This window comes from Micromonospora sp. LOL_013, from assembly GCF_048060315.1.
Lineage (GTDB): Bacteria > Actinomycetota > Actinomycetes > Mycobacteriales > Micromonosporaceae > Micromonospora_E.
On the sequence record NZ_JBHMIQ010000001.1, the window covers coordinates 39,396 to 60,804 of the forward strand.

Here is a 21,409-nt window from a genome sequence, read left to right on the forward strand (position 1 = left end):
ACCGGCATGAGCGGCGACGAGCACGACACCGGACACGGCGCGACCGGACACGGCGCGACCGGACACAGCGGCGGCCACGGCGAAGGGCTGCTGAAAGGTCTGGCGACGACCTTCAAGACGATGGTCTCCCCGGCCCACACCCAGCAGTACCCGGACGTCGCCCCCGACCTGCCGCCCCGCTCCCGTGGGGTCATCGCGCTGCTGGCCGAGAACTGCACGGTCTGCATGCTCTGCGCCCGCGAATGCCCCGACTGGTGCATCTACATCGACTCACACAAGGAGGAGGTGCAGGTGCCGGGGGCGGCCCGGGCCCGGCAGCGCAACGTCCTCGACCGGTTCGACATCGACTTCTCGCTCTGCATGTACTGCGGCATCTGCGTCGAGGTCTGCCCGTTCGACGCGCTCTACTGGTCGCCCGAGTTCGAGTACGCCGAGTACGACATCCGGAACCTGCTGCACGACAAGGAACACCTCGGCGAGTGGATGGCGAGCGTACCGCCGCCACCGGCGCACGACCCGAACGGCGAACCAGCCAAGGAGGAGACCGCCGCCGCCCGCAAGGCCGCCGCACCCGGCCGACCCGCACCCGGCCGACCCGCACCCGGTCGGCCTGCCCGTGGGGCGACCACGTGACCGGTACGGACGTGCTGCTGCTCGCCCTCGGCGCGGTCGCCGTCGGTGCCGCCGCCCTGGTGGTGACCACCCGGCACATCGTCCGCGCCGGTCTCTACCTGGTCGGCTGCCTCGGTGCCGTCGCCGGCCTGTACCTGGTGCTGACCGCCGAACTGGTCGCCTGGGTGCAGGTGCTGATCTACGTCGGCGCGGTCGTGGTGCTGCTGCTGTTCGCGGTGATGCTCACCCGCGCACCGATCGGTGCCGCCACCGACCTGGACCGGCCCGGCTGGCCGGCCGCGCTGATCGGCGGCGGGGCCGGGCTGGGGCTGGCCGCGCTGTTCGTCGACGCGTACCGCTGGTCGCGCGTCGACCTGCCCGACGCCGGCACCGCCGACCGGCTCGGTGAAGCCGTCTTCGGTAGCTGGGTGCTGCCGTTCGAGGTGCTGTCGGTGCTGCTGCTGTCCGCGCTGATCGGCGCGATCGTGCTGTCCCGCCCCGACGTCGGCGCGGCGCCGAGCCCCGACGTCGGCGCACAGCCCGAGCAGGCCGGGCAGGCTGAACGGCCCGAGCCGGGCGGGCGCGGCTGATGCGCCCGGTCATCCCGTACCTCGTCGCCGCCGCGCTGTTCGGGCTCGGCCTGTACGGCGTGCTGCGCCGCCGCAACGCCGTCCTGCTGCTGATGTCGGTCGAGCTGATGCTCAACGCCGTCAACCTGGTCCTGGTCACCGCCGACACCACGGTACGCGCCGCACTGCCGTACACCGGGCAGACGTTCGCCCTGTTCATCATCGTGATCGCCGCCGCCGAGGTGGGTGTCGGGCTGGCCATCGTGCTGCACCTGTACCGGCTGCGGGCCAGCGTGGTCGTCGACGACGTGCCGCTCGCCGGTGACGCAGCCGGGCCGCTCGACGCAGACCAACAAACCGGCAGCGTCGCCGAGCGGCAGGAGGTGACCGGGTGACCGGGTCGACCCTGGGCCACCTGCTGCCCGCCGTACCGTTCGTGGCCGCCCTGGTCGGCCTGCTGGTCAGCCTGCGACCCGACCCGCTGCCCGCCACCCGACGGCGGGTCGCCGCCGGGCTCGGCGTCGGCGGTGCCGCCGCCGCGCTGGCCGTCGCCGTCGCGCTGCTGGCCAGCGGGGCACCGACCGTCGAGCAGTCCCGGTCGTGGGTCGACGTCGGCGGGCTGGCGGTCACCTTCGGCGTACGGCTGGACGGCCCCGCCGCCCTGGTCGCCGTCGCGGTCGGCGCGGTCGCGCTCGCCGTACAGCTGTACTCCGTCGCCTACCTGGCCGGCGACGACCGCTACCCGGCGTACGCCGCCCAGGTCAGCCTGTTCACCGCCGCGATGCTGCTGGTCGTCGTCGCCGGTGACCTGATCATGCTGCTGGTCGGCTGGGAGGTGATGGGCGCCTGCTCGTACCTGCTGATCGCGCACGACCGGCGGCTGCCCGAGGCACCGGCGGCGGCCATGAAGGCGTTCCTGGTGACCCGGGTCGGTGACGTCGGATTCCTGCTCGGCATCGCGGTGCTCGGCATCGGTGCCGGCAGCTTCCAAATCGCCGAGGTGCTCGCCCACGACTACCCGCCGGCCACGGTCACCACGGCGGCGCTGCTGCTGCTCGCCGGGGTGGCCGGCAAGAGCGCCCAGTTCCCGCTGCACACCTGGCTACCGGACGCGATGGCCGGCCCGACGCCGATCTCCGCGCTGATCCACGCCGCCACCATGGTCGCCGCCGGGGTCTACGTGGTGACCCGGCTCTACCCGGTCTTCGTCGCCGCCCCGGCCGCGCTGATACTGCTCGGCGTGCTCGGCGTCGTCACCCTGCTGCTCGGCGCGTTCGCGGCCACCGCCGCCGACGACATCAAACGGGTACTGGCCTGGTCGACCGTCTCCCAGCTGGGCTACATGACCGGCGCGTTGGCCGTCGGCTCCCCACCGGCCGCCCTGTTCCACCTGCTCACCCACGCCGCGTTCAAGGCGCTGCTGTTCCTCGCCGCCGGCTGCGTGATCCACGCCGTCGGCAGCAACCTGATGTCGGCGATGGGCGGGCTGCGCCGGCCGATGCCGGTCACCTTCGCCGCCACCGCCGTCGGGCTCGGCGCGCTCGCCGGGCTGCCGCCGCTGGCCGGCTTCTGGAGCAAGGAGAGCGTGCTGTACGCGGCCGCCGAAGCCGCCCGCCACCCCGGCGACGGGCCGGTGCCGGCGTGGCTGGGCTGGCTGGTCTGGACCGCCGGGCTCGTCGGGGTGGCGGTCACCGCCGGGTACGCCACCCGGCTGCTGCTGCGTACCTTCCTCGGGCCGTCCCGGGTGCCCGCCGGCGTGCACCCGCACGACCCGCCGGCGTTGATGCGCTGGCCGGTGCTGGCCCTGGCCGTGCCGGCCGGGCTGCTCGGCCTGGCCGCGTTCAGCCCCACCTTCACCGGCTGGCTCGGTGCCCCGCCGGACGAGCTGGTCCACTTCGGTCCCGATCTGGTGCTGCCGGTGCTGCTGCTGGCCGTCGGCGTCGGCGCGGCGGTGTGGCTGCACCGACGTGACCCGGCCGCCGACCCGGCGCGGGTGCTCGGCCCGCTGCGGCCGGCGTTCGCGGCGGCGTTCTGGCTCGACGCGGTGCAGCGGGCCGTGGTGGTCCGCCCGGTGACGGCGCTCGCCGCCGCGGCCCGGGTCGGCGACGAGTCCGGCGTCGACGGCGCGGTCACCGGCACCGGCCGGGCGGTGACCGGGCTGGGCGACTGGCTGCGCCGCCGGCACACCGCCCCGCTGCCCCGGGCGGTCACCATGGTCCTCGCCGGCGTACTGCTGATCGGGTTGGCGACCGCCGCCGTCGCCCTGGGGAGCGCGGGATGAGCGGGGGCCGCCGATGATGACGTACGCCGACGACGGGTGGACCGTCGGGCAGTTCGCCCTGCTGGCCGTGCTGGTCGTGCCGGCTCTCGGCGCGCTGCTGCTCGCCCTGCCGGTCGGCGGCGACCGGGCCGGCCGGATCACCGGCACTGTCTTCGCGGCGGTGACGTTCCTGGTCAGCCTGCCGTTGCTGGGGGATCCGACCGGGGTCGGCTGGTTCGCGTACGGTCCACCGCTGGACGGCCCGCCCGGGGTGCTGCCCTGGCATCAGCTCGACCTGCCCTGGGTGCCGGCCCTGGACCTGCGGTTCCACCTCGGCGTCGACGGGATCTCGTACCCGCTGGTGCTGCTCACCACCGGGCTGACCCTGCTCTGCTGCGCGTACACCGTCTGGCGCGCCCCGCAGGGTCGCAACGGGCGGGCGTTGGTCGCGTTGCTGCTGGTCGTCGAGGTCGGCATCGTCGGCACCTTCCTCGCCCTCGACCTGGTGCTGTTCTTCGTCTTCTTCGAGGTCGTGCTGCTGCCGATGTACGCGATCATCGCCGGCTGGGGCGGCGGCGGCCGTACCGCCGATGGCGGCGACCGGGCCGACGGCGCGCACCGGCGGGCGGCGACCAAGTTCGCCGTCTACACCCTGGCCGGGTCGGTGCTGCTGCTGGTCGGCGTGGTGACCGTGACGACCGCCGCCGGCACCGCCGACCTGACCGTGCTCACCGGCGGCGACGGACTCGGCCGGGGCACCCAGCTTTTCGCGTTCACGCTGCTGGCGCTGGCCTTCGCGGTCAAGGCACCGCTGTGGCCGCTGCACAGTTGGCTGCCCGACGCGCACAGCCAGGCACCCACCGTCGGCAGCGTGATCCTCGCCGGGGTGCTGCTCAAAATGGGCACGTACGGGCTGATCCGGGTCGCCGTCGGCGTCGCCCCCGAAGGAGCCCGCTGGGCCGCCCCGGTGCTCGGTGCCCTCGCCGTCGCCGCGATCATCGTCGGCTCCCTGGTGTGCCTGGCGCAGACCGAGCTGAAACGGCTGATCGCCTACTCCAGCGTCGGACACATGGGGTTCGTACTGCTCGGCATCGCCACGCTGAGCGCCACCGGCATCCAGGCCGCGCTGATCGGCAACATCGCCCACGGCGTCATCACCGGCCTGCTGTTCTTCCTCGCCGGAGCGGTCAAGGACCGCTACCACACCGGCGAGCTGGCGGGTCTCGGCGGACTGCGGGAACGCTCCCCGGCGCTGTCCGGGCTGCTCGGCTACGCGGCGATCGCCTCCCTCGGCCTGCCCGGCCTGGCCGGCTTCTGGGGTGAGGCGTTCGCTGTCGTCGCCGCCTGGCAGCGCGGTGGGGCACTGTGGACGACGCTGGCCGTGGTGGCGGCGGTCGGCGCGGCGCTGACCGCCGCGTACCTGCTGCGGATGCTGCGCCGGGTCACCCACGGCCCGGCCGGCCCGGCGGTCCGGGCCGTGACGCCCGCCCCGGCGATCAGCCGGCCCGAGGCGCTGGCCTGGGCACCGCTGGTGCTGCTGGCGCTGGCCATCGGGCTGGTACCGGCGCTGGTGCTCGGCGTCGCCGAGTCGCCGGTCACGATCCTGCTGGAGGTGATCCGGTGACCGACGGGACTGCCGCACAGACGATCGACCACCTGGCGCTGCTGCCGGCGTACCTGGCGGCGGCGACGGCGGTCGCGGTGCTGCTGGCCGACCTGTTCGTCGGCCGGCGGGCGGTCACCGGGGCGACCGCTGTCGCCGGTGCCGCCGGGGTCGGCCTCGCCGCGCTGGTGGCGCTGGCGCATCCGGCGCGGGCCACGTTCTGCGGTACGCCGTCCGGCGTACCTGCCGAGGGCGGACTGCCCGGCGGCGGGCTCGTTGACGGTGGGTTCGCCTGCTCGTACGTCGCCGACAGCCGGGCCGCCCTGGTCGCGCTGCTGTTCGCCGCACTTACCGCCGGCGTGCTCGCGCTGTCCGCGCCGCTGCTGAACTCCGGTGCGGTGCCGGCCGGCGAGTACTGCTTCCTGCTGGTCTGCTCGATGACCGGCGGGGTGGTGCTCGGCGCCGCCGGAGACCTGATCACCCTGGTCGTGGCGGTGGAGACGCTCACCCTGCCGCTGTACATCCTGGTCGGGCTGCGCCGGCAGCGGGCCGCCTCGGCCGAGTCGGCGGTGAGCTTCTTCGTGGTCAGCGTGGTGTCCACGGCGGTGGCGCTGCTCGGCGTCGCGTTGCTGTACGCCGCGTACGGCGCGGTGCACCTCGACCTGCTCGCCGGCGCCAGCGGCCTGGCCGAACCGGCCGGTACGGTCGTCGGCGGCTCGGCCGACGGGCAGGCCCGGCTGGCCCGGGTCGGTGTGGTGCTGCTGCTGACCGGCCTGGCGTTCAAGGTGGCGGCGGTGCCGCTGCACGCCTGGGCACCGAAGACCTACGACGGTGCGCCGCTGCCGGTCGCCGCGTACCTGTCGACCGCGTCGAAGCTCGGCGGCGTGGTGGCGATCGTCGCGGTGGTGACCGAAGGGCTCACCCCGCAGCTGGCCGCGTCCGGGCCGGTGCTGGCGGTGCTGGCGGTGGCGACCATGACGGTCGGCAACCTGGTCGCGTTGCGGCAGCGGCGGATGGTGCGGCTGCTGGCCTGGTCGTCGATCGCGCAGGCCGGCTACATCCTGGTGCCGCTGGCGGCGGCCGCCGGGGTGGCCGGTCGGGGTGTCGAGGAGCAGGCGGTGGCCGTCGCGGCGGTCTTCGCGTACACCGTCTTCTTCGTGTTGTTGGAGCTGGCCGCCTTCGCTGCGGTGGTGGCGTTGCGGCCGGCGGCCGGCGACGGCGGTCCGATCGCCGCGTATGCGGGCGCGGCCCGCCGTCGGCCGTGGGTCGGTGCGGCGCTGACGCTGGCGTTGATCGGGCTGGCTGGTCTGCCGCCGGGCCTGGCCGGGTTGTTCGCCAAGGTGGCGGTGGTCCGGTCGCTGCTGGTCGGCGGGGCCGGCTGGCTGGCGTTGGTGGTCGCGGCGAATGCGGTCCTCGGCCTGGTCTACTACCTGCGGGTCAGCGCCACGCTGTACGCCCGGGAGCCGGCGCCGAAGTCGACACCGCCACCGGCACCTGGTGGCGCGGTGGCGTGGCCGGTGGTGGCGACGCTCGCCGTCGCGACCGTTCTGGCTGTTCTGCTCGGATTCGCACCACAGGTGGTCTTTGGCGTCGTCGCGGGCTGAGTGAGAGTTTCTGAATGAGTGAAACATGCCCGCCAGGTCTTGATTGACAGCTAATTCTCAGCTATTGCGGGATGCGCTGTGGGTACGTGAGCGTTGCACCTGCCGTGGGGTCCTCCAGACGACCCGGTGGAGAGGGAGTGAACGTGCACAGCCACCACAACGGTCTCAAGACGGCAGCCCTGCTCGGCCTGCTCACCGCCATGATCCTCGGCGTTGGCTACTGGTTCGGCGGCAGCGGCGGCTTGATGATCGCCGTCGGAGTCTCGCTGGCGATGAACGCCGGCACCTACTTCTGGTCCGACAAGATCGCGCTGCGCTCGATGCGGGCCCAGCCGGTCAGCGAAGCGCAGTTTCCGGCGCTGCACCAGATGGTCCGGGAGTTGGCCGCCGAGGCCGGGCAGCCGATGCCCCGGCTCTACGTCAGCCCGACCATGCAGCCCAACGCGTTCGCGACCGGGCGTAACCCGGCCAACGCGGCGGTCTGCGTCACCCAGGGGATCGTGCAGATCCTCGACTACCGCGAGCTGCGCGGGGTGATCGGGCACGAACTGTCCCACGTCTACAACCGGGACATCCTGATCTCCAGCGTCGCGGCGTCGCTCGCCAGCATCGTCACCATGCTGGCCCACCTTGCCTGGTTCCTGCCGCTCGGCGGCGGGGACGACGACGAGGGCGCGAACCCGGCGGCGCTGCTCGCCATGCTGATCCTCGGCCCGCTGGCCGCGTCGATCATCCAGCTGGCGATCAGCCGCAACCGCGAGTACCAGGCGGACGCTTCCGGCGCCGCACTGACCCGCGACCCGCTCGCGCTGGCCAGCGCGCTACGCAAGATCCACATGGGTACGCAGCGCATGCCGCTGCCGGCCGAGGGCCAGCTGGCCAGCTCGGCCCACCTGATGATCGACAACCCGCTGCGCAAGGGCGGGTTCGCCGCGCTGTTCTCCACCCACCCGCCGATGGAGCAGCGGGTGGCCCGGCTGGAGCAGCTGGCGTACGCCGGTGCCGGCGGCCCAGTGCAACGCCGGTTGTGAACTCGCCTATGTGAGCGGCCTCGCACCCCGTACCGGACATAATGCGGTGGGGTGCGGGGCCGTCAGCGGGTCAGGGTGAAGGGAACGGAACAGTGTCCGGATTGCGGAAGTACGTTGCCGTCTGGCGCATCCCCGGCGGACCCACCCTGCTGATTCCAGGCGTCATCGGCCGGCTCAGCATCGGCATGACCCCGCTCGCCCTGCTGCTGGTGATCAGCGACTCCACCGGCCGGTACTCACTCGCCGCGATCGCCGGCGGCGTCTACGCCCTCGCCGGTGCGGCCCTCAGCCCGGTCGCCGGGCGGATCGCCGACCGGCTCGGCCCGAGCCCGGTGCTGCTGGCCACCGGGATCGCCCACCCGGTCGCCCTGATCGCCCTGCTGTTCGCCACCCGCAGCGGCGGCTCGATCCTGGCCGTGTTCCTGGTGTCCGGCCTCGCCGGTGCCAGCTATCCGCCGCTCAGCGCCGCGATCCGGGGCGCCTGGAACAACCTGACCAGCCCGGCCAGCGGCCGGTACCCGCTGCGCAACACCGCGCTCGCCGCCGAGACCACCATCTTCGAGGTGGTGTTCGTAATCGGCCCGCTGCTCGTCGCCGGGCTCGTCGTGATCGCCGACGCCGCGGCCGCACTGGTCGCCGCGGCCGTACTCACCCTGGCCGGCACCACCGTGGTTGCCCTCGGTAGGGCGATGCGCGGCTGGCGACCCCACCTGCGGGAAGGTCACGCCCGGGGTCTCGGCCCGCTGCGGGTGCCCGGCTTCCCGGCGTTGCTCGCCTGCGTCGGCGGGCTGGGCATCGGCTTCGGTACGGCCGGCGTGGCGGTACCCGCGTACGCCTCCAACTACCTGGGCGCCAACGACGACGGCGGCAGCCTCGCCGGCGTACTGCTGGCGGTCTGGGCCGTCGGTAGCGCCACCGGCGGGATCTACTTCGGTATCCGCCGACCGGCGGTCGACGCCTCCCGGCAGTTCGCCTGGCTGCTCGCCGGGGTCGCCGCCAGCTTCGTCGTGTACGCGGTGATGCCGCACCCGCTGGCCCTGGGCGTGGCACTGACGCTCGGCGGCGCCGTGATCGCCCCGGCGCTGACCGTCGAGAACACCATGGTCGGCCGGATCGCCCCGGTCAGCATGCTGAACGAGGCGTACACCTGGGTGACCACCATGGCGGTCGGTGCCAGCGCGGCCGGCGGCGCGGTCGCCGGGGTGCTCGTGGACCGCGTTGGTGGCCCGGCGGCGGCGTTCCTGTTCGCCGCCGCCGCGCTCGCCCTGGCTGCGCTGCTGGCCGGCTGGCCGGCCGGTCCGATCAGCCGGGCCGAGGCCCGTGCGTCGGTCGACCTGGACCGAGCCCTGCTCGGCGATCCGGCCTGAGCCGGGTCAGCGGTAGTTGGTGAACTGCAGGGCGATGCCGAAGTCCTCCTGCTTGAGCAGGGCGATGACCGCCTGCAGGTCGTCCTTCTTCTTGGCGGTGACCCGGAGCTGGTCGCCCTGGATCTGTGCCTGGACACCCTTGGGCCCGTCGTCGCGAATCTTCTTGCTGATCGCCTTGGCCTTGTCCGACTCGATGCCCTGGATGACCTTGCAGTCGATCTTGTAGGTCTTGCCCGACGAGCGTGGGTCACCGGCGTCCAGCGACTTGAGCGAGATGTTCCGCTTGACCAGCTTCTCCTTGAACACGTCCAGGCTGGCCTTGACCCGCTCCTCGGTCTCCGCCTGCAACGTCACGGCCTCCTCGCCGGACCAGGTGATCTCAGCGCCAGTGCCACGGAAGTCGAAGCGGGTGGACAGCTCCTTCTCGGTCTGCCGGAGGGCGTTGTCGATCTCCTGCCGGTCGACCTTGCTCACGATGTCGAACGACGGGTTGGCTGCCATGGTCTGCTCCCTGCCAGTGCGGGTCTCGGACGGTGCGCGGGTCTCGGACGGTGTATCGGTCGTTGCCGGACAGTTGACTCCCGCTGACGGTACCCGGTTGCGGGAGAGCCCCGGCATGCCGCTATCCTTTCCTGCGTCGCCCCGCGTGACGAGGCGGCACGCCCTGGCGGGTTGCCCGAGCGGCCAATGGGAGCGGACTGTAAATCCGTCGCGAAAGCTACAGAGGTTCGAATCCTCTACCCGCCACCAGGCGCACCAACAGCCCTTGACCTGCACCAACAGGTCAAGGGCTGTTGTCGTACGGGCCGGCGCGGCGTCCCGCCCGGTCCGGCCAGATCCGGCCGTCTATGGCGGTTCACGGGTACATGGCGGGTACAACGATCTTGGTCGTGGACCTGGCCGGCGAGGGGCCTGGGCGGGGTCTCTGGGGGCGGCGGGTCGGTCCTGGAGTGCCTACGGACGCCGTACGGGTGCGGGGTGACTGGGACGGTGGGGCGCGGCGGTAAGGGCCGTCAGCGGAAAGCTCGGGGGCAAGCCGGTCCCGTTCTTGGACCGGCGCGGCAGCCGGAAGCCCCGACCTCGACGGCGGCCAGCCCTGCCGGCTTCCGTCCCGTCTTGCCTGGGTCGCCTAGGAGAACCTGCCGGACCCGCCCAGCATGATGTCAAGGTCTCTGAGGAGCGTGCCGAGTCGTTCGCTGGTCTCGCCGTCCATGTGAGGGATCGGCCTGCCGGCGGCCTGGTGCTCGCCCAGGTCGTAGAGCACGTTTCGAAGGTCCTCGACGGTCGCGGGGTCGAGCCGCAACACGATCGGATCTGCCATGCCCGGCACGGTAACCGATCGACCGTCGGGTGGTCGCCAATCCGGCCCAGGTGGCGGCGCTGCTGGAGGCGGTGAAGTCTCTCGGCAACCGGGCTGACCGGGTGGTCGCGTTCTTCGGCTGTCTCTACTACGCGGGGATGCGCCCGGCTGAGGCGGCGGACCTGCGGCGGGCGGACTGCGTGCTGCCGGGTCGGTGCGTCGGCTGCGGCGTGGACCTGGTCGACGCGGTCACCGTCCAGCCGGGGCGGTCGTGTGATCACGAGAAGATCGAGTACGGGTGGGGTCGGGTGACGTTGGCGGGTACCTCGCCGCGTGCCGGCTCGCACTGGACCGACGACGGGCAGCCTCACGAGCGGCGTGGGCTCAAGCATCGGGCGGACAAAGAGACGCGTACCGTCTCGATTCCTCCGCAACAGGTCGAACTGCTCTGCCTGCACCTGCGCCGGTACGGTGCGGCGCGCGATGGGCGGCTCTTCCACGGGCTGCACGGTGGGCCATTGTCCGAGTCGGTGTACGACCGGTGGTGGAAGCTCGCGCGTGAGAAGGCGCTGACAGAGGAACAGGTCGCCTCGCCGCTGGTCCGCCGCCCGTATGACCTTCGTCACGCGGCGGCCTCCCTCTGGCTGAACGCCGGGGTACCACCGACCGAGGTCGCCCGGCGTCTCGGCCACGGTGTCGCGGTCCTGCTCCGGGTGTACGCCAACTGCGTCGACGGCGGGGAAGACGGCATGCACGACAAGATCGGCGGCGCGCTCGGATGAGTGTCCGGGGTTCAGCCGCTCTCGGCTGGGGCGTCGCTGATCAGGCGGCGAGCCTCAGCGGTGACAGCTGCGTCGATCTCCTCGACTTCGGCGCGGGGCTGCCGGTGCCCCTCGTAGATGGCGTCTACGTACTCGTAGGAGTTGCCAAGGTTGATCAGCTCAGCGGCCAGGGGAGTGCCCTCGTGCGTGATGAAGCCGTACGCCCAGGATGTGAGGTCGCGCGGTCCGATGGTCCCGGCGAGCAGCCGACGGGCCATGACCCTCAGGGCTTCCTCCTCGCCTGCCCGGCTCCCTTCCCGGTAGTAGGTCAGGGAGAGTTCCGTGAGCGCGCCTTCGAGCCAGCGGCGCAACTCGTCGCTTTCGTTGCCTCGGGTCGGCGTGATGCCGGCGAGGATCCGGAGCGTCGGCGTGTCCAGACCAGCGAGCAGGCACGCGCACGCGGCGTCGATCACGTCTGTGGCGCCGGTAGCGCCGACAGACCAGATCGCGGCAGTGTCGGCTAGGTGCTGGCGTGCTCGCTGGGGGTCCACCCGTTCATCGTCGGCGGCCAGGTCCCGAAGGTCATCCGGATTTTGGCGGCACCTGATCGCGCGCGGCTGCGGGTACATGGCGGGTACTGCGGCGATCCACGTGGGCCGGGCGGCACGAAGCGCCAGGTCAGCGGCCGGATGAGGGCCGGGATCGTCAGCACACTGTAAATCCGTCGCGAAAGCTACAGAGGTTCGAATCCTCTACCCGCCACCAGGCGCACCAACAGCCCTTGACCTGCACCAACAGGTCAAGGGCTGTTGTCGTACGGGCGGCGAGTCGTCCCGCCCGGTCCGGCCAGATCCAGCCGTCCCTGGCTCCCAGGACCAAGGCTCCGGACCCCAAGGTGCGGCGGATGTTGGGAACCAACGACAGGCCCGGGTGCTCCCAGTCGGCAGGAGAGAGGTGCATCAACTGGTCGCGCCCGCCGGCGCTGTCGATCCGACTGGTGGTGTTCTTGGCCGCAGTACACCGTTTGGGCTGCGATTACCGAACTGGTGAGTAGCCACCGACACCGAGCCGTGACCGAAAAGGGCGCCATCGAGTGGCCGGCAGGGCTTAGCGTCGAGACCCTGCGATGGTCTGTTGTCGGCTGGCTGATGACTCGGCCAGTTGATCATCTATCCCGAATTTTAGTTGCATAAAAGAGCAACAAATCACTTCCCTCGTTGATTCGTAATAAATCCGGCATGTCGGTCATGATATTCACCCAGTCGCGTCGCTCAGTGCGGGGTTTGCCTAGTGTTCGTGCCCGCCAATCCTCTTCGCGGCGCCACCGGCTGTCGTCGAGCCGGATCACCCGGCTGGAGCAGCAGCGGGACGAAAGCCGCAGGGCAAAGCTGCCGCTAAGGTTCTCCTCGTCCGATTGGCTAGGATGGGCGGTGCTGAAGGTGCAGGCCGGCCGCGTCAACCTACCGTTGGTGCGGTCCGGTGTGGCACCATCGGGACTCTGCCCCTCATTCGCGTAACTCATTCGCCTCCTTGGACGGGAGTCTGTAACATGCGTGGACACACGATGGGCCGCCGGCTCGGCAGGGTCGTCGCGGTCGCCGCACTCGGGATTGCTGTCTCGTTCACCGCTGGGACCGCCGCCCAGGCTGCCCAAGCCTGGGTTACGGTCGGTGACGAAGTGCCTGTGGTTTCCCCGGTGGACAAGTACGGCTTCGACGCCATGGTGGATTCGCGGCTCTCGCTCTACGACTTCAGCTGGACCTGATCGCCGCATCCGACACCAAGGGGATCGAGTGCCAAGGCCACAGGCGATCTCACGGCATTCTTCCAGGCGGGCCTGGTTCGTAACCGGGCCACTCGCTCTGATAGCCGTACTCATCTCTGTGGCCTTGGCCATCAACCACCCCAATCCGACCGGAGATTGGCCGCTGGGCCTGCTGTTCTTCGGGCTGTTCCTCGCCGCGCACGCGGCAATCCTGCTGTTCGAGGTACGCCGGCAGTCGTTCACCCTGAACATCGGTGAGATCCCGTTCTTGCTGGGTCTGTTCTTCCTGCCGCCACTCACTCTGATCATCGGTCGGGTGCTGGCCGCCGTGGTCGGTCATCTGAGCCGGCGGCAGCCGCCCGTCAAGTTGTGGTTCAACGTGGCGAACGTGGCCGCCAGCACGTCCATCGCCACCGCGATCGTCGTCAACGCCGACGTGCTCGACGCCGCCGAGCCGCGTACCTGGTTGACGCTGGTCGGGGCGATGATCGCCTGCCAGATCATCACCCTGGTCGCCGTGCTCGTGGTGATCACCCTGGCCCAGGGCCGGCTGTCCACCAAGGAACTCACCACCACGACGGTCCCCGCCCTGGTCGTCGCATCCATCAACATCACTTTTGGTCTGGTGGTGCTGATCCTGCTGGCGCAGAGCGACTGGGCGCTGATCCTGCTGGTCGCGCTGATCACCTTCTTCGTGCTGGCCTACCGGTCGTACGCGAAGTCACTGCGGCAGAACCGCACCCTCTCCGAGATCTACGCGTTGACCCGGGCGATCGCCGACACGCCGCACGACGGGACGATCGTCGACGTACTGCTCAAGCGGGTCCGCGAGGTGCTGCAGTCCGAGTACGCGACACTCTGGCTGCCGAAACAGGGGCGTTATCCCGAGGTGCTGCTGTCCGCGACCGCCGACGGACAGGGGCTGGTTGACACGGTCGGTGCCCCGGAATCGATCCGCGAACACGTCTTCGAGACCGGGAGTTCGCTGGCCGTCGGGGCGAAGTTCGGCGACAGCCCGTTCGATAAGGCACTTCGTCAATGGGGCACGAAGGACGCCGTCGTGGTGCCGCTACGAGCCGGCTCCCTGGTGATCGGCTGCCTGGAGGTATCCGGCCGGCTCGGGGACATCTCCCACTTCGTGCCCGGTGACCTGCGGCTACTCGAAGCGATCGCCGTGCACGCCGCAGTCGCCGTGGAGAATTCGCGCCTGGTCGACCGGCTGCGCTACGACGCGGCCCACGACGGGTTGACCCGGCTGGCCAACCGCCGCCGGCTGACCGCCGCGCTTGACGAGTCGGTGGCCATCCGGACCCCGGGTGAAGTGGTTGCCGTCCTGCTCTTCGACGTCGCCGGGCTGCGGCAGGTCAACGAGTCGCTCGGCCACGCGGCCGGCGACAAGGTCCTGGCCGAGGTCGCCCGGCGGCTGCGGGCCAGCGCCCCGTCGGCGGCGCTGGTCGGTCGCAGCGGCGGGGACGAGTTCGTGGTCACCTTGCGGATGGAGGCTGCGGAGTACGCCGTACAGCTCGCGGTCGAGCTCCGCGACCAGATCCGCGACCAGATGGTCTTCGGTGCGTTGACCCTGGACGTCGACACCGTGGCCGGTGTCGCGGTGCACCCCGATCACGGCAGCGACGCCGCGACGTTGCTGCAGCGGGCGGACCTGGCCGCAATGGCGGCGAAGTCGGTGCCCGGCGGCGTCCAGCTGTTCAACCCGGCGTTGGAGTCCCGTTCGGTACGCCGGCTCGGCCTCGCCGGTGACCTGCGGGTCGCGCTCGATGAGACGCAGCTGGAGGTCTACTACCAGCCGAAGGTGACGCTGCACGGCCGCCGGCTGGTCGGGGTCGAGTGTCTGACCCGGTGGGAGCATCCGACCCACGGTTCGGTCTCGCCGGAGGACTTCGTCGCGGTCGCCGAACACACCGGTCAGGTCGGTCGGCTGACCGAGTTCGTGCTGCGCGAAGGGCTGCGCCGCAGCCGGGAGTGGAATGTCGGTCAACAGCCGTTGCCGGTGGCCGTCAACCTGTCCGCACGTACCCTGACCGATCCGGAGTTTCCCGAGCTGGTCCGGACCCTGCTGGACGAGGCGCAGGTCGCTCCGGAGCTGCTCACCCTGGAGATCGCCGAGCCCGGTGTGCTGGACGGTACGGACCGGCCGGTGCCGACCCTGCGGCGGCTGCGCGACCTCGGGGTACGGCTGTCCGTCGACGATTTCGGCACCGGCTACACCTCGCTGGCGCACCTGCGCCGGCTGCCGGTGCACGAGGTGAAGGTCGACCGGTCGTTCGTGCAGGGGATGGCAACCGACCCGGGGGACCTGGCGATCGTCAACGCGGTCGTGACGTTGTCCCAGCAGTTCGGGCTGACCGTGGTGGCCGAAGGGGTGGAGAGCGAGTTGACCCTGGAGCTGCTGCAGGACATCGGCTGCCAGGTCGGGCAGGGCTTCCTGTTCAGCCGTCCGTTGCCGTACGAGCGGTTGGCCGCCTGGTACGAGGCCCAGGCCGACCCGGAGAGCCTGCAGTCCAGCGAGGTTCGCCGGCTGCGGGCCGTGCCTTGAACGCCGACCGGTAGCGCCTGATTCGCGACGGGCAGGGCCTCTGACCTGCGGCGGCGTGGCCGGGCCAAGCTGATTTCACCTCGCGGGGCGGGCCGTGTACTCTTACCCGTGCACATCCGCCCTGGCGGGTGGGTGTTCGGCCCCCTTAGCTCAGTCGGCAGAGCGTCTCCATGGTAAGGAGAAGGTCTACGGTTCGATTCCGTAAGGGGGCTCAGAGGGTTCCACTGGACCCGTCACGGCGGTGTAGCTCAGGTGGTAGAGCAAACGGCTCATAATCGTTGTGTCGCCGGTTCAAGTCCGGCCACCGCTACGGTCGGCTTCGTGGGTGAGGCCGGTGGTACGAAGTACGGGTGGGCGCCGCAGGCGCCCGCTTTGCATGTCCGCGCTGCCGCAGGCTACGCTGGCACGCTGTAGTTGTTCCGATAGCGAGGAAGGCACCCCGCCGTGGCCAAGGCGACCGACGTCCGTCCAAAGATCACTTTGGCGTGTGTGGAGTGCAAGGAGCGCAACTACATCACGCGGAAGAACCGCCGCAACGACCCGGACCGCATCGAGCTGAAGAAGTTCTGCCCCCGGGACGGCAAGCACACGCTGCACCGCGAGACCCGCTGACCATCGCCGTTCCGGGCGGCCCGCACGTCGTCCGGGCACCGGCCAGCGGGTAGGTTTCTGCGCATGCCCATGGATCCGTCCTTAGTCGGTCGCAGTTACCCGCCCGGCGGTACGTACCTGGTGGGGCGGGAGAAGATCCGCGAGTTTGCCGCCGCCATCGGGGCCAGCGATGCCGTTCACCACGATCCGGACGCCGCCCGCAAAGCGGGCCATCCGGACGTGGTCGCACCACCGACCTTCCCGGTGGCGGTCACCATGTCCTCGGCCGAGCGGGTGATCTCCGACCCCGATCTCGCCATCGACTACAGCCGGGTCGTGCACGGCGACCAGCGGTTCCGGTACGTCCGCCCAGTGGTCGCCGGCGACGAACTGGCGTGTACCGACACCATCGAGGAGATCATGTCCCGGGGCGGACATGACTTCCTGACCGTCCGTACCGAGGTCGCCACTGCAGCCACCGGTGAGCCGGTGGTCACCGTCTGGATGAAGCTGGTCGTCCGGGGGGAGGACTGAGATGGAGCTGACTCCGCAACGGTTCCGGGTCACCCGGGCCGACCTCGTCCGCTACGCCGGGGCCTCCGGCGACTTCAACCCCATCCACTGGAGCGACCGGTTCGCCACCGGGGTCGGCCTGCCAGGGGTCATCGCCCACGGCATGCTCACCATGGCGTTGGCCGGGCGCGCGGTGACGCAGTGGGCCGGATCGGCGGACGCGGTGGTCGAGTACTCGGTCCGGTTCACCCGCCCGGTGGTGGTCCCGGACGACGACGAAGGCACCGAGATCGAGGTGACCGGGGTGGTCAAGGGCACCACCGAGGAGGGGTTGACCCGGATCGACGTGACGGCCGCCTGCGTCGGCGAAAAGGTGCTCAGCCAGGCCCGGGCACTGGTTCGTACCTCGCGCTGACGGCCGGTGGTACCGGCCCGGGTACGCGCGGTGCCGGTACCGGTTGGGAAAGTGGTGGTTCTACCCGTACACTGGTCCGCCGTGGGGCCTGTGACCCCTGTTCAGTCCTGCGTGGCCTTGCGCCTCGCGGGGTTGGGTGGGGTTGCCGACCCGCACAGGGGTGTAGCTCAATTGGCAGAGCAGCGGTCTCCAAAACCGCAGGCTGCAGGTTCAAGTCCTGTCACCCCTGCGCCCAAGGCCTGACCGACCCGGTGGGTCGGCTGCCGTCCCCGTTGGCGGCCGTCCCGCAAGGGGAATGGCCGACGTGCACGACGCAGCGCGTCTGACCTGGCGCGCGACCCGACCACCGCGACGGAGGGCGAGATGGCCGAGAGGAACCGGCGTGGCGATGACGCCGCGGACGACCGCCCCGAGGACGAGTCGATCGACGAGACGTCGGTCGAGGACGAGGTCGACGACGAGCCGGCGGCACAGGGTGGCACGGCCACTCGGAGCAAGGCCAAGGCGGAGTCGTCGGAGGGACGACCGAAGGCGAAGGCCGGGGTGGGGTTTTTCGGGCGGATCATCCGGTTCGTCCGCGAAGTGGTCGCCGAGCTGCGTAAGGTCATCTGGCCGACTCGTAAGGAGTTGCTGACCTACACCGCCGTGGTGGTCGTGTTCATCGCGGTCATGCTGACCATCGTGGCCGGGCTGGACTTCGTGTTCGCCAAGGGTGTGCTGTGGGTATTCGGCAACCCCAGCTGATTTTGTGACGGAAGTGAGCAAGCGTGCCTGAGTACGACGAGACCGCCGGCGTCACCGACGACCAGTCGACGGTGGCCACGGCGGCGGCTGATGAGTCGGTTGAGGCCGCCAGCGCACCACCGGTCCCCGCTGCCGGGGCGGAGGACGAGTCCCCGGCCGACGCCAACGGGTCCGCCGTTGGGCCGGACAGTCCGGACAGTCCGGACAGTTCCGCGACCGACGTCGCCGAACCTGCCGCCGAGGCCGACGACGAGGAGTTCGACCCGGTCGCCGAGTTGCGGCAGAAGCTGCGCTACGCGCCAGGCGACTGGTACGTGGTGCACTCGTACGCCGGCTACGAGAACAAGGTCAAGACCAACCTCGAGACCCGGATCACCAGCCTCGACATGGAGGAGTACATCTTCCAGGTCGAGGTGCCGACCCGGGAGGAGGTCGAGGTCAAGAACGGCAAGCGGCTCCAGGTGCAGAACAAGGTCTTTCCCGGCTACATCCTGGTCCGGATGGACCTCACCCCGGAGTCGTACTCCTGCGTGCGTAACACTCCGGGCGTCACCGGCTTCGTCGGGGCGACCGACCGGGCCGACCGGCCGGCGCCGTTGTCGCTCAACGAGGTGCTCAAGTGGCTCGTCCCGGCGGTGACGGCCGAGCCCAAGAAGGCCAAGCCCGAGGTCAAGGTGCTGGACTTCGAGGTTGGCGACTCGGTCACCGTTACCGACGGCGCGTTCGCCTCGTTGCCGGCCACGATCAGCGAGATCAACGCCGACCAGCAGAAGCTGAAGGTGCTGGTGTCGATCTTCGGCCGGGAGACCCCGGTGGAGCTGAACTTCAACCAGGTCGCCAAGATCTGACTCCGGCTCAGCCGGGCCGGCGGGTCTTTCGGAGCCTGCGTAACCACTGCTGCACCGACGGCGGCAACCCCAGCTGGGGTTGCCGCCGTCAGCTGCGCTAACCTAGAACGTCGGCCCTGGGCCGCGCCTGACCGTGCGCGCGTGTCGAGGGCTCGCCAGCCCGTGCCGGACGACGGCCAGTCGCCGGTGACGTCCCGCAGATCCGGTGCGGAACACCAGATCAAGCCCCAGGAAGTGACATGCCTCCGAAGAAGAAGCTCGTCAAGACGTTCACGCTGCAGTTGCCGGCGGGTCAGGCCACCCCGGCACCGCCGGTCGGTCCGGCGCTGGGTCAGCACGGCGTGAACATCATGGAGTTCTGCAAGTCGTACAACGCGCAGACCGAATCCCAGCGGGGCGACATCGTGCCCGCTGAGATCAGCGTGTACGAGGACCGGTCCTTCACCTTCGTGCTGAAGACCCCGCCCGCTGCCCGGCTGCTGCTCAAGGCCGCCGGGATCCAGAAGGGCTCGGGTGTGCCGCACACCACCAAGGTCGGCCAGGTGACCACCGCCCAGCTGCGGGAGATCGCCGAGAAGAAGATGGCCGACCTCAACGCGAACAGCATCGAGCAGGCGGAGAAGATCATCACCGGGACCGCCCGGTCGATGGGCATCACCGTCAAGGAGTGACCGTCCCGACCCGCGACTGCGGGTCGGAGCCGACCGACGTGGGAGGGCGCGCGCACGGCGTCGCCCGCCAGTGACCACAGGAGCCAGAGACAATGCAGCGCAGCAAGAACTACCGCAAGGCCACCGAGCAGATCGACCGGACGAAGCTCTACGCCCCGGCCGAGGCGGTGAAGTTGGCCAAGGAGACCAGCTCGGCGAAGTTCGACGCCACGGTCGAGGTCGCGATGCGCCTCGGCATCGACCCGCGTAAGGCGGACCAGATGGTCCGCGGCACGGTCAACCTGCCGCACGGTACGGGCAAGACGGCCCGGGTGATCGTCTTCGCCGCCGGTGCGAAGGCGGAGGAGGCCGTTGCCGCCGGCGCGGACGAGGTCGGCACCGACGAGCTGGTCGCCCGGATCCAGGGCGGCTGGCTGGACTTCGACGCGGCGATCGCCACTCCGGACCAGATGGCGAAGATCGGCCGGATCGCGCGGATCCTGGGCCCGCGCGGCCTGATGCCGAACCCGAAGACCGGCACGGTCACCATGGACGTGACCAAGGCCGTCTCGGACATCAAGGGCGGCAAGATCGCCTTCCGGGTGGACAAGCACTCCAACCTGCATCTGATCATCGGGAAGGCCTCGTTCGGCGAGGCCCAGTTGATCGACAACTACGCGGCCGTACTCGACGAGGTGCTGCGGGCCAAGCCGTCCGCGGCCAAGGGCAAGTACCTCAGGAAGGTCGTGCTGACCACCACCATGGGGCCGGGCGTGCCGGTGGACCCGAACGTGGTCAAGGACCTGCAGGAGGCGACCAGCGAAGGCTGAGCGGTCCAGATCGACAGACGGTGGGGTGGGATCCGGCGGATCCCACCCCACCGTCTGTCGTGTCGGGCGGATTTGGTGCCGGACCGTGCCGTGCCGTACGCTTGCCGTATCCACACCCAAAGACCGCTGGTCACCGTGCCTCGGCACGGTTGAAGGTCCCGTTTCCACGGGCGGCCCGCGCAGGGGCGGAACGGACGATGAGTCATCGCCGTCAACTGACGGCTGTCTCGCCCCGTGCGCCCTGCGCCCGGGGCGTTTTTCGTGGGCGCGGTATCTTCCCGGCCGGCCGGCCACCCGCCGGCCGTCCACCAGCCTGGAGCACCAGAGAGGAGGGACATGGCGGACAAGCCGGTTCGTGCCGACAAGGCGACCGCGGTCGCCGACCTGACCGAACGGTTCCGTGAATCGGGTGCCACGGTGCTCACCGAGTACCGGGGTCTCACCGTCGCCCAGCTGATCCAGCTGCGCCGTTCGCTGGGACAGAGCGCGACCTACTCGGTGGCGAAGAACACCCTGGCCAAGCGGGCCGCGTCGGACGCGGGCATCGACGGACTAGACGAGCTGTTCACCGGTCCTACCGCGCTCACCTTCGTCTCCGGCGACGTGGTCGAGGCCGCGAAGGGCCTGCGCGACTTCGCCAAGGCCAACCCGATGCTGGTCATCAAGGGCGGGGTCTTCGAGGGGCGCGCGATCACCGCGACCGAGGTCAACAAGCTGGCCGACCTCGAGTCCCGCGAGGTGCTGCTGGCCAAGCTGGCCGGTGGCATGAAGGCGAACCTGAGCAAGGCCGCGGCCGTGCTGCAGGCCCCGCTGTCGAAGACCGCCCGCCTGGCGGCAGCGCTGCAGGACAAGCGCGAATCCGAGGGTACGCAGGCCTGACCCGCCGGTGCCCCGTTAACGTCATCAATTCGAAAGGAAGCCGACCATGGCGAAGCTCAGCACCGACGAGCTGCTCGACGCGTTCAAGGAGATGACGCTGATCGAGCTCTCGGAGTTCGTGAAGCAGTTCGAGGAGACCTTCGACGTGACCGCCGCCGCGCCGGTGGCCGTCGCGGCCGCCGGCGGCCCGGCCGCCGCCCCGGCCGAGGCCGAGCCGGAGAAGGACGAGTTCGACGTCATCCTCGACGCGGACGGCGGCAAGAAGATCCAGGTCATCAAGGTGGTCCGGGAGCTGACCGGCCTCGGCCTCAAGGAGGCCAAGGACCTGGTCGAGGCCGCGCCGAAGCCGGTCCTGGAAAAGGCCAACAAGGAGACCGCCGACAAGGCCAAGGCCAAGCTGGAGGCGGAGGGCGCCAAGGTCACCCTCAAGTGACCTGACCCACACCGAGGTTGGTTGCGGGCGGCGATCCCCGACGGGGGTTGCCGCCCGTTCCCGTTCGCACACCCGGTGCG

General features: G+C 70.5%; 24 protein-coding genes and 4 tRNA genes. 24 read left to right on the top strand and 4 right to left on the bottom strand.

Annotated elements, in window-relative coordinates; genetic code table 11:
- Nucleotides 1-6: 6 nt before the first annotated feature.
- From ACFHWS_RS00175 to ACFHWS_RS00210, 8 genes are all read left to right on the top strand, one after another.
- Nucleotides 7-633: a NuoI/complex I 23 kDa subunit family protein gene (locus ACFHWS_RS00175; protein ID WP_416567402.1), complete on the top strand. Its 627-nt coding sequence runs from the start codon at nt 7-9 to the stop codon at nt 631-633.
- Nucleotides 630-1,202, top strand: a complete 573-nt coding sequence (locus ACFHWS_RS00180) for an NADH-quinone oxidoreductase subunit J (RefSeq protein WP_416551251.1) — start codon at nt 630-632, stop codon at nt 1,200-1,202. Before ACFHWS_RS00175 ends, ACFHWS_RS00180 begins: the two co-directional genes overlap by 4 nt.
- Nucleotides 1,202-1,576 carry an NADH-quinone oxidoreductase subunit NuoK gene (gene nuoK, locus ACFHWS_RS00185; protein WP_416551252.1) on the top strand — a complete coding sequence of 125 codons (375 nt, stop codon included), beginning with the start codon at nt 1,202-1,204 and terminating at the stop codon, nt 1,574-1,576. The genes ACFHWS_RS00180 and nuoK overlap by 1 nt, the downstream gene beginning before the upstream one ends.
- A complete protein-coding gene (locus tag ACFHWS_RS00190) occupies nt 1,573-3,462 on the top strand; it encodes an NADH-quinone oxidoreductase subunit L (protein WP_416567403.1) in 1,890 nt (629 codons plus the stop codon). The genes nuoK and ACFHWS_RS00190 overlap by 4 nt, the downstream gene beginning before the upstream one ends.
- Nucleotides 3,463-3,478: 16 nt before the next feature.
- Nucleotides 3,479-5,065 (top strand): complex I subunit 4 family protein, encoded by a 1,587-nt coding sequence (locus tag ACFHWS_RS00195; protein WP_416551404.1) that lies wholly within the window; start codon nt 3,479-3,481, stop codon nt 5,063-5,065.
- The gene (locus ACFHWS_RS00200; protein ID WP_416567404.1) at nt 5,062-6,648 is read left to right on the top strand and encodes an NADH-quinone oxidoreductase subunit N; all 1,587 of its coding nucleotides are present in this window, start codon (nt 5,062-5,064) and stop codon (nt 6,646-6,648) included. The genes ACFHWS_RS00195 and ACFHWS_RS00200 overlap by 4 nt, the downstream gene beginning before the upstream one ends.
- A 143-nt stretch (nt 6,649-6,791) precedes the next feature.
- Entirely contained in the window at nt 6,792-7,679 is an 888-nt protein-coding gene (htpX, locus tag ACFHWS_RS00205) for a zinc metalloprotease HtpX (protein WP_416551405.1), read from the top strand.
- A gap of 92 nt (nt 7,680-7,771) precedes the next feature.
- Complete coding sequence (locus ACFHWS_RS00210; RefSeq protein ID WP_416551255.1) at nt 7,772-9,046, top strand: MFS transporter; 1,275 nt, start codon at nt 7,772-7,774, stop codon at nt 9,044-9,046.
- Nucleotides 9,047-9,052: 6 nt separating this feature from the next.
- On the opposite strand, the gene ACFHWS_RS00215 is transcribed toward ACFHWS_RS00210, so the two are convergent.
- Nucleotides 9,053-9,547 carry a YajQ family cyclic di-GMP-binding protein gene (locus ACFHWS_RS00215; protein WP_123607343.1) on the bottom strand — a complete coding sequence of 165 codons (495 nt, stop codon included), beginning with the start codon at nt 9,545-9,547 and terminating at the stop codon, nt 9,053-9,055.
- Nucleotides 9,548-9,712: 165 nt separating this feature from the next.
- On the opposite strand from ACFHWS_RS00215, the gene ACFHWS_RS00220 reads away from it, so the two are divergent.
- Nucleotides 9,713-9,796 (top strand) — tRNA-Tyr (locus ACFHWS_RS00220).
- A 379-nt stretch (nt 9,797-10,175) separates the two neighbouring features.
- Here the strand turns inward: ACFHWS_RS00220 and ACFHWS_RS00225 are convergent.
- Nucleotides 10,176-10,367, bottom strand: coding sequence for a hypothetical protein (locus tag ACFHWS_RS00225; RefSeq protein WP_416551256.1), 192 nt, complete (start codon nt 10,365-10,367; stop codon nt 10,176-10,178).
- A 29-nt stretch (nt 10,368-10,396) separates the two neighbouring features.
- Here ACFHWS_RS00225 and ACFHWS_RS00230 point away from each other — a divergent pair, with 29 nt between their 5' ends.
- The gene (locus ACFHWS_RS00230) at nt 10,397-11,128 is read left to right on the top strand and encodes a tyrosine-type recombinase/integrase (RefSeq protein WP_416551257.1); all 732 of its coding nucleotides are present in this window, start codon (nt 10,397-10,399) and stop codon (nt 11,126-11,128) included.
- An 11-nt stretch (nt 11,129-11,139) separates the two neighbouring features.
- On the opposite strand, the gene ACFHWS_RS00235 is transcribed toward ACFHWS_RS00230, so the two are convergent.
- Together ACFHWS_RS00235 and ACFHWS_RS00240 are read right to left on the bottom strand one after the other, a co-directional pair.
- The gene (locus ACFHWS_RS00235; protein ID WP_416551258.1) at nt 11,140-11,736 is read right to left on the bottom strand and encodes a hypothetical protein; all 597 of its coding nucleotides are present in this window, start codon (nt 11,734-11,736) and stop codon (nt 11,140-11,142) included.
- Nucleotides 11,737-12,272: 536 nt separating this feature from the next.
- Nucleotides 12,273-12,629: a hypothetical protein gene (locus tag ACFHWS_RS00240; RefSeq protein WP_416551259.1), complete on the bottom strand. Its 357-nt coding sequence runs from the start codon at nt 12,627-12,629 to the stop codon at nt 12,273-12,275.
- A 42-nt stretch (nt 12,630-12,671) separates the two neighbouring features.
- Between ACFHWS_RS00240 and ACFHWS_RS00245 the strand changes: the two genes are divergently transcribed.
- The 14 genes from ACFHWS_RS00245 (at nt 12,672) to rplL (ending at nt 21,329) form a co-directional block, all read left to right on the top strand.
- Complete coding sequence (locus tag ACFHWS_RS00245; protein ID WP_416551260.1) at nt 12,672-12,872, top strand: hypothetical protein; 201 nt, start codon at nt 12,672-12,674, stop codon at nt 12,870-12,872.
- Nucleotides 12,873-12,900: 28 nt separating this feature from the next.
- Nucleotides 12,901-15,426, top strand: a complete 2,526-nt coding sequence (locus ACFHWS_RS00250; protein WP_416567405.1) for a putative bifunctional diguanylate cyclase/phosphodiesterase — start codon at nt 12,901-12,903, stop codon at nt 15,424-15,426.
- Nucleotides 15,427-15,565: 139 nt separating this feature from the next.
- Nucleotides 15,566-15,638 (top strand) — tRNA-Thr (locus ACFHWS_RS00255).
- Nucleotides 15,639-15,663: 25 nt separating this feature from the next.
- Nucleotides 15,664-15,736: transfer RNA gene (locus ACFHWS_RS00260), tRNA-Met, on the top strand.
- Between the two features lie 134 nt (nt 15,737-15,870).
- On the top strand, nt 15,871-16,038 hold the full coding sequence (gene rpmG, locus ACFHWS_RS00265; RefSeq protein WP_046567246.1) for a 50S ribosomal protein L33: 168 nt from the start codon (nt 15,871-15,873) through the stop codon (nt 16,036-16,038).
- 63 nt (nt 16,039-16,101) lie between these two features.
- On the top strand, nt 16,102-16,551 hold the full coding sequence (locus ACFHWS_RS00270) for an FAS1-like dehydratase domain-containing protein (protein ID WP_416551262.1): 450 nt from the start codon (nt 16,102-16,104) through the stop codon (nt 16,549-16,551).
- 1 nt (nt 16,552) lies between these two features.
- Nucleotides 16,553-16,945 (top strand): MaoC family dehydratase, encoded by a 393-nt coding sequence (locus tag ACFHWS_RS00275; protein ID WP_416551263.1) that lies wholly within the window; start codon nt 16,553-16,555, stop codon nt 16,943-16,945.
- 156 nt (nt 16,946-17,101) lie between these two features.
- Nucleotides 17,102-17,174 (top strand) — tRNA-Trp (locus ACFHWS_RS00280).
- A gap of 134 nt (nt 17,175-17,308) precedes the next feature.
- Nucleotides 17,309-17,689, top strand: a complete 381-nt coding sequence (secE, locus tag ACFHWS_RS00285) for a preprotein translocase subunit SecE (RefSeq protein WP_416567406.1) — start codon at nt 17,309-17,311, stop codon at nt 17,687-17,689.
- A 23-nt stretch (nt 17,690-17,712) separates the two neighbouring features.
- Entirely contained in the window at nt 17,713-18,537 is an 825-nt protein-coding gene (nusG, locus tag ACFHWS_RS00290; protein ID WP_416567407.1) for a transcription termination/antitermination protein NusG, read from the top strand.
- A 239-nt stretch (nt 18,538-18,776) separates the two neighbouring features.
- Nucleotides 18,777-19,208, top strand: a complete 432-nt coding sequence (gene rplK / locus ACFHWS_RS00295) for a 50S ribosomal protein L11 (RefSeq protein WP_278173660.1) — start codon at nt 18,777-18,779, stop codon at nt 19,206-19,208.
- A 92-nt stretch (nt 19,209-19,300) separates the two neighbouring features.
- Complete coding sequence (gene rplA / locus ACFHWS_RS00300) at nt 19,301-20,017, top strand: 50S ribosomal protein L1 (protein WP_416567408.1); 717 nt, start codon at nt 19,301-19,303, stop codon at nt 20,015-20,017.
- Nucleotides 20,018-20,353: 336 nt separating this feature from the next.
- Nucleotides 20,354-20,896: a 50S ribosomal protein L10 gene (gene rplJ / locus ACFHWS_RS00305; RefSeq protein ID WP_416551268.1), complete on the top strand. Its 543-nt coding sequence runs from the start codon at nt 20,354-20,356 to the stop codon at nt 20,894-20,896.
- 46 nt (nt 20,897-20,942) lie between these two features.
- Complete coding sequence (rplL, locus tag ACFHWS_RS00310; RefSeq protein WP_416551269.1) at nt 20,943-21,329, top strand: 50S ribosomal protein L7/L12; 387 nt, start codon at nt 20,943-20,945, stop codon at nt 21,327-21,329.
- Nucleotides 21,330-21,409: the final 80 nt, after the last annotated feature.

Bases quoted from the DNA above. Each gene is read 5' to 3' on its own strand.
- ACFHWS_RS00175 (WP_416567402.1), top strand. From the start codon at position 7: ATGAGCGGCGACGAGCACGACACCGGACACGGCGCGACCGGACACGGC.
- nuoK (WP_416551252.1), top strand. From the start codon at position 1,202: ATGCGCCCGGTCATCCCGTACCTCGTCGCCGCCGCGCTGTTCGGGCTC.
- ACFHWS_RS00195 (WP_416551404.1), top strand. From the start codon at position 3,479: ATGACGTACGCCGACGACGGGTGGACCGTCGGGCAGTTCGCCCTGCTG.
- ACFHWS_RS00215 (WP_123607343.1), bottom strand. From the start codon at position 9,547: ATGGCAGCCAACCCGTCGTTCGACATCGTGAGCAAGGTCGACCGGCAG.
- ACFHWS_RS00225 (WP_416551256.1), bottom strand. From the start codon at position 10,367: ATGGCAGATCCGATCGTGTTGCGGCTCGACCCCGCGACCGTCGAGGAC.
- ACFHWS_RS00235 (WP_416551258.1), bottom strand. From the start codon at position 11,736: ATGTACCCGCAGCCGCGCGCGATCAGGTGCCGCCAAAATCCGGATGAC.
- ACFHWS_RS00240 (WP_416551259.1), bottom strand. From the start codon at position 12,629: ATGAGTTACGCGAATGAGGGGCAGAGTCCCGATGGTGCCACACCGGAC.
- ACFHWS_RS00245 (WP_416551260.1), top strand. From the start codon at position 12,672: ATGGGCCGCCGGCTCGGCAGGGTCGTCGCGGTCGCCGCACTCGGGATT.
- ACFHWS_RS00270 (WP_416551262.1), top strand. From the start codon at position 16,102: ATGCCCATGGATCCGTCCTTAGTCGGTCGCAGTTACCCGCCCGGCGGT.
- ACFHWS_RS00275 (WP_416551263.1), top strand. From the start codon at position 16,553: ATGGAGCTGACTCCGCAACGGTTCCGGGTCACCCGGGCCGACCTCGTC.
- secE (WP_416567406.1), top strand. From the start codon at position 17,309: ATGGCCGAGAGGAACCGGCGTGGCGATGACGCCGCGGACGACCGCCCC.
- rplK (WP_278173660.1), top strand. From the start codon at position 18,777: ATGCCTCCGAAGAAGAAGCTCGTCAAGACGTTCACGCTGCAGTTGCCG.
- rplA (WP_416567408.1), top strand. From the start codon at position 19,301: ATGCAGCGCAGCAAGAACTACCGCAAGGCCACCGAGCAGATCGACCGG.
- rplJ (WP_416551268.1), top strand. From the start codon at position 20,354: ATGGCGGACAAGCCGGTTCGTGCCGACAAGGCGACCGCGGTCGCCGAC.
- rplL (WP_416551269.1), top strand. From the start codon at position 20,943: ATGGCGAAGCTCAGCACCGACGAGCTGCTCGACGCGTTCAAGGAGATG.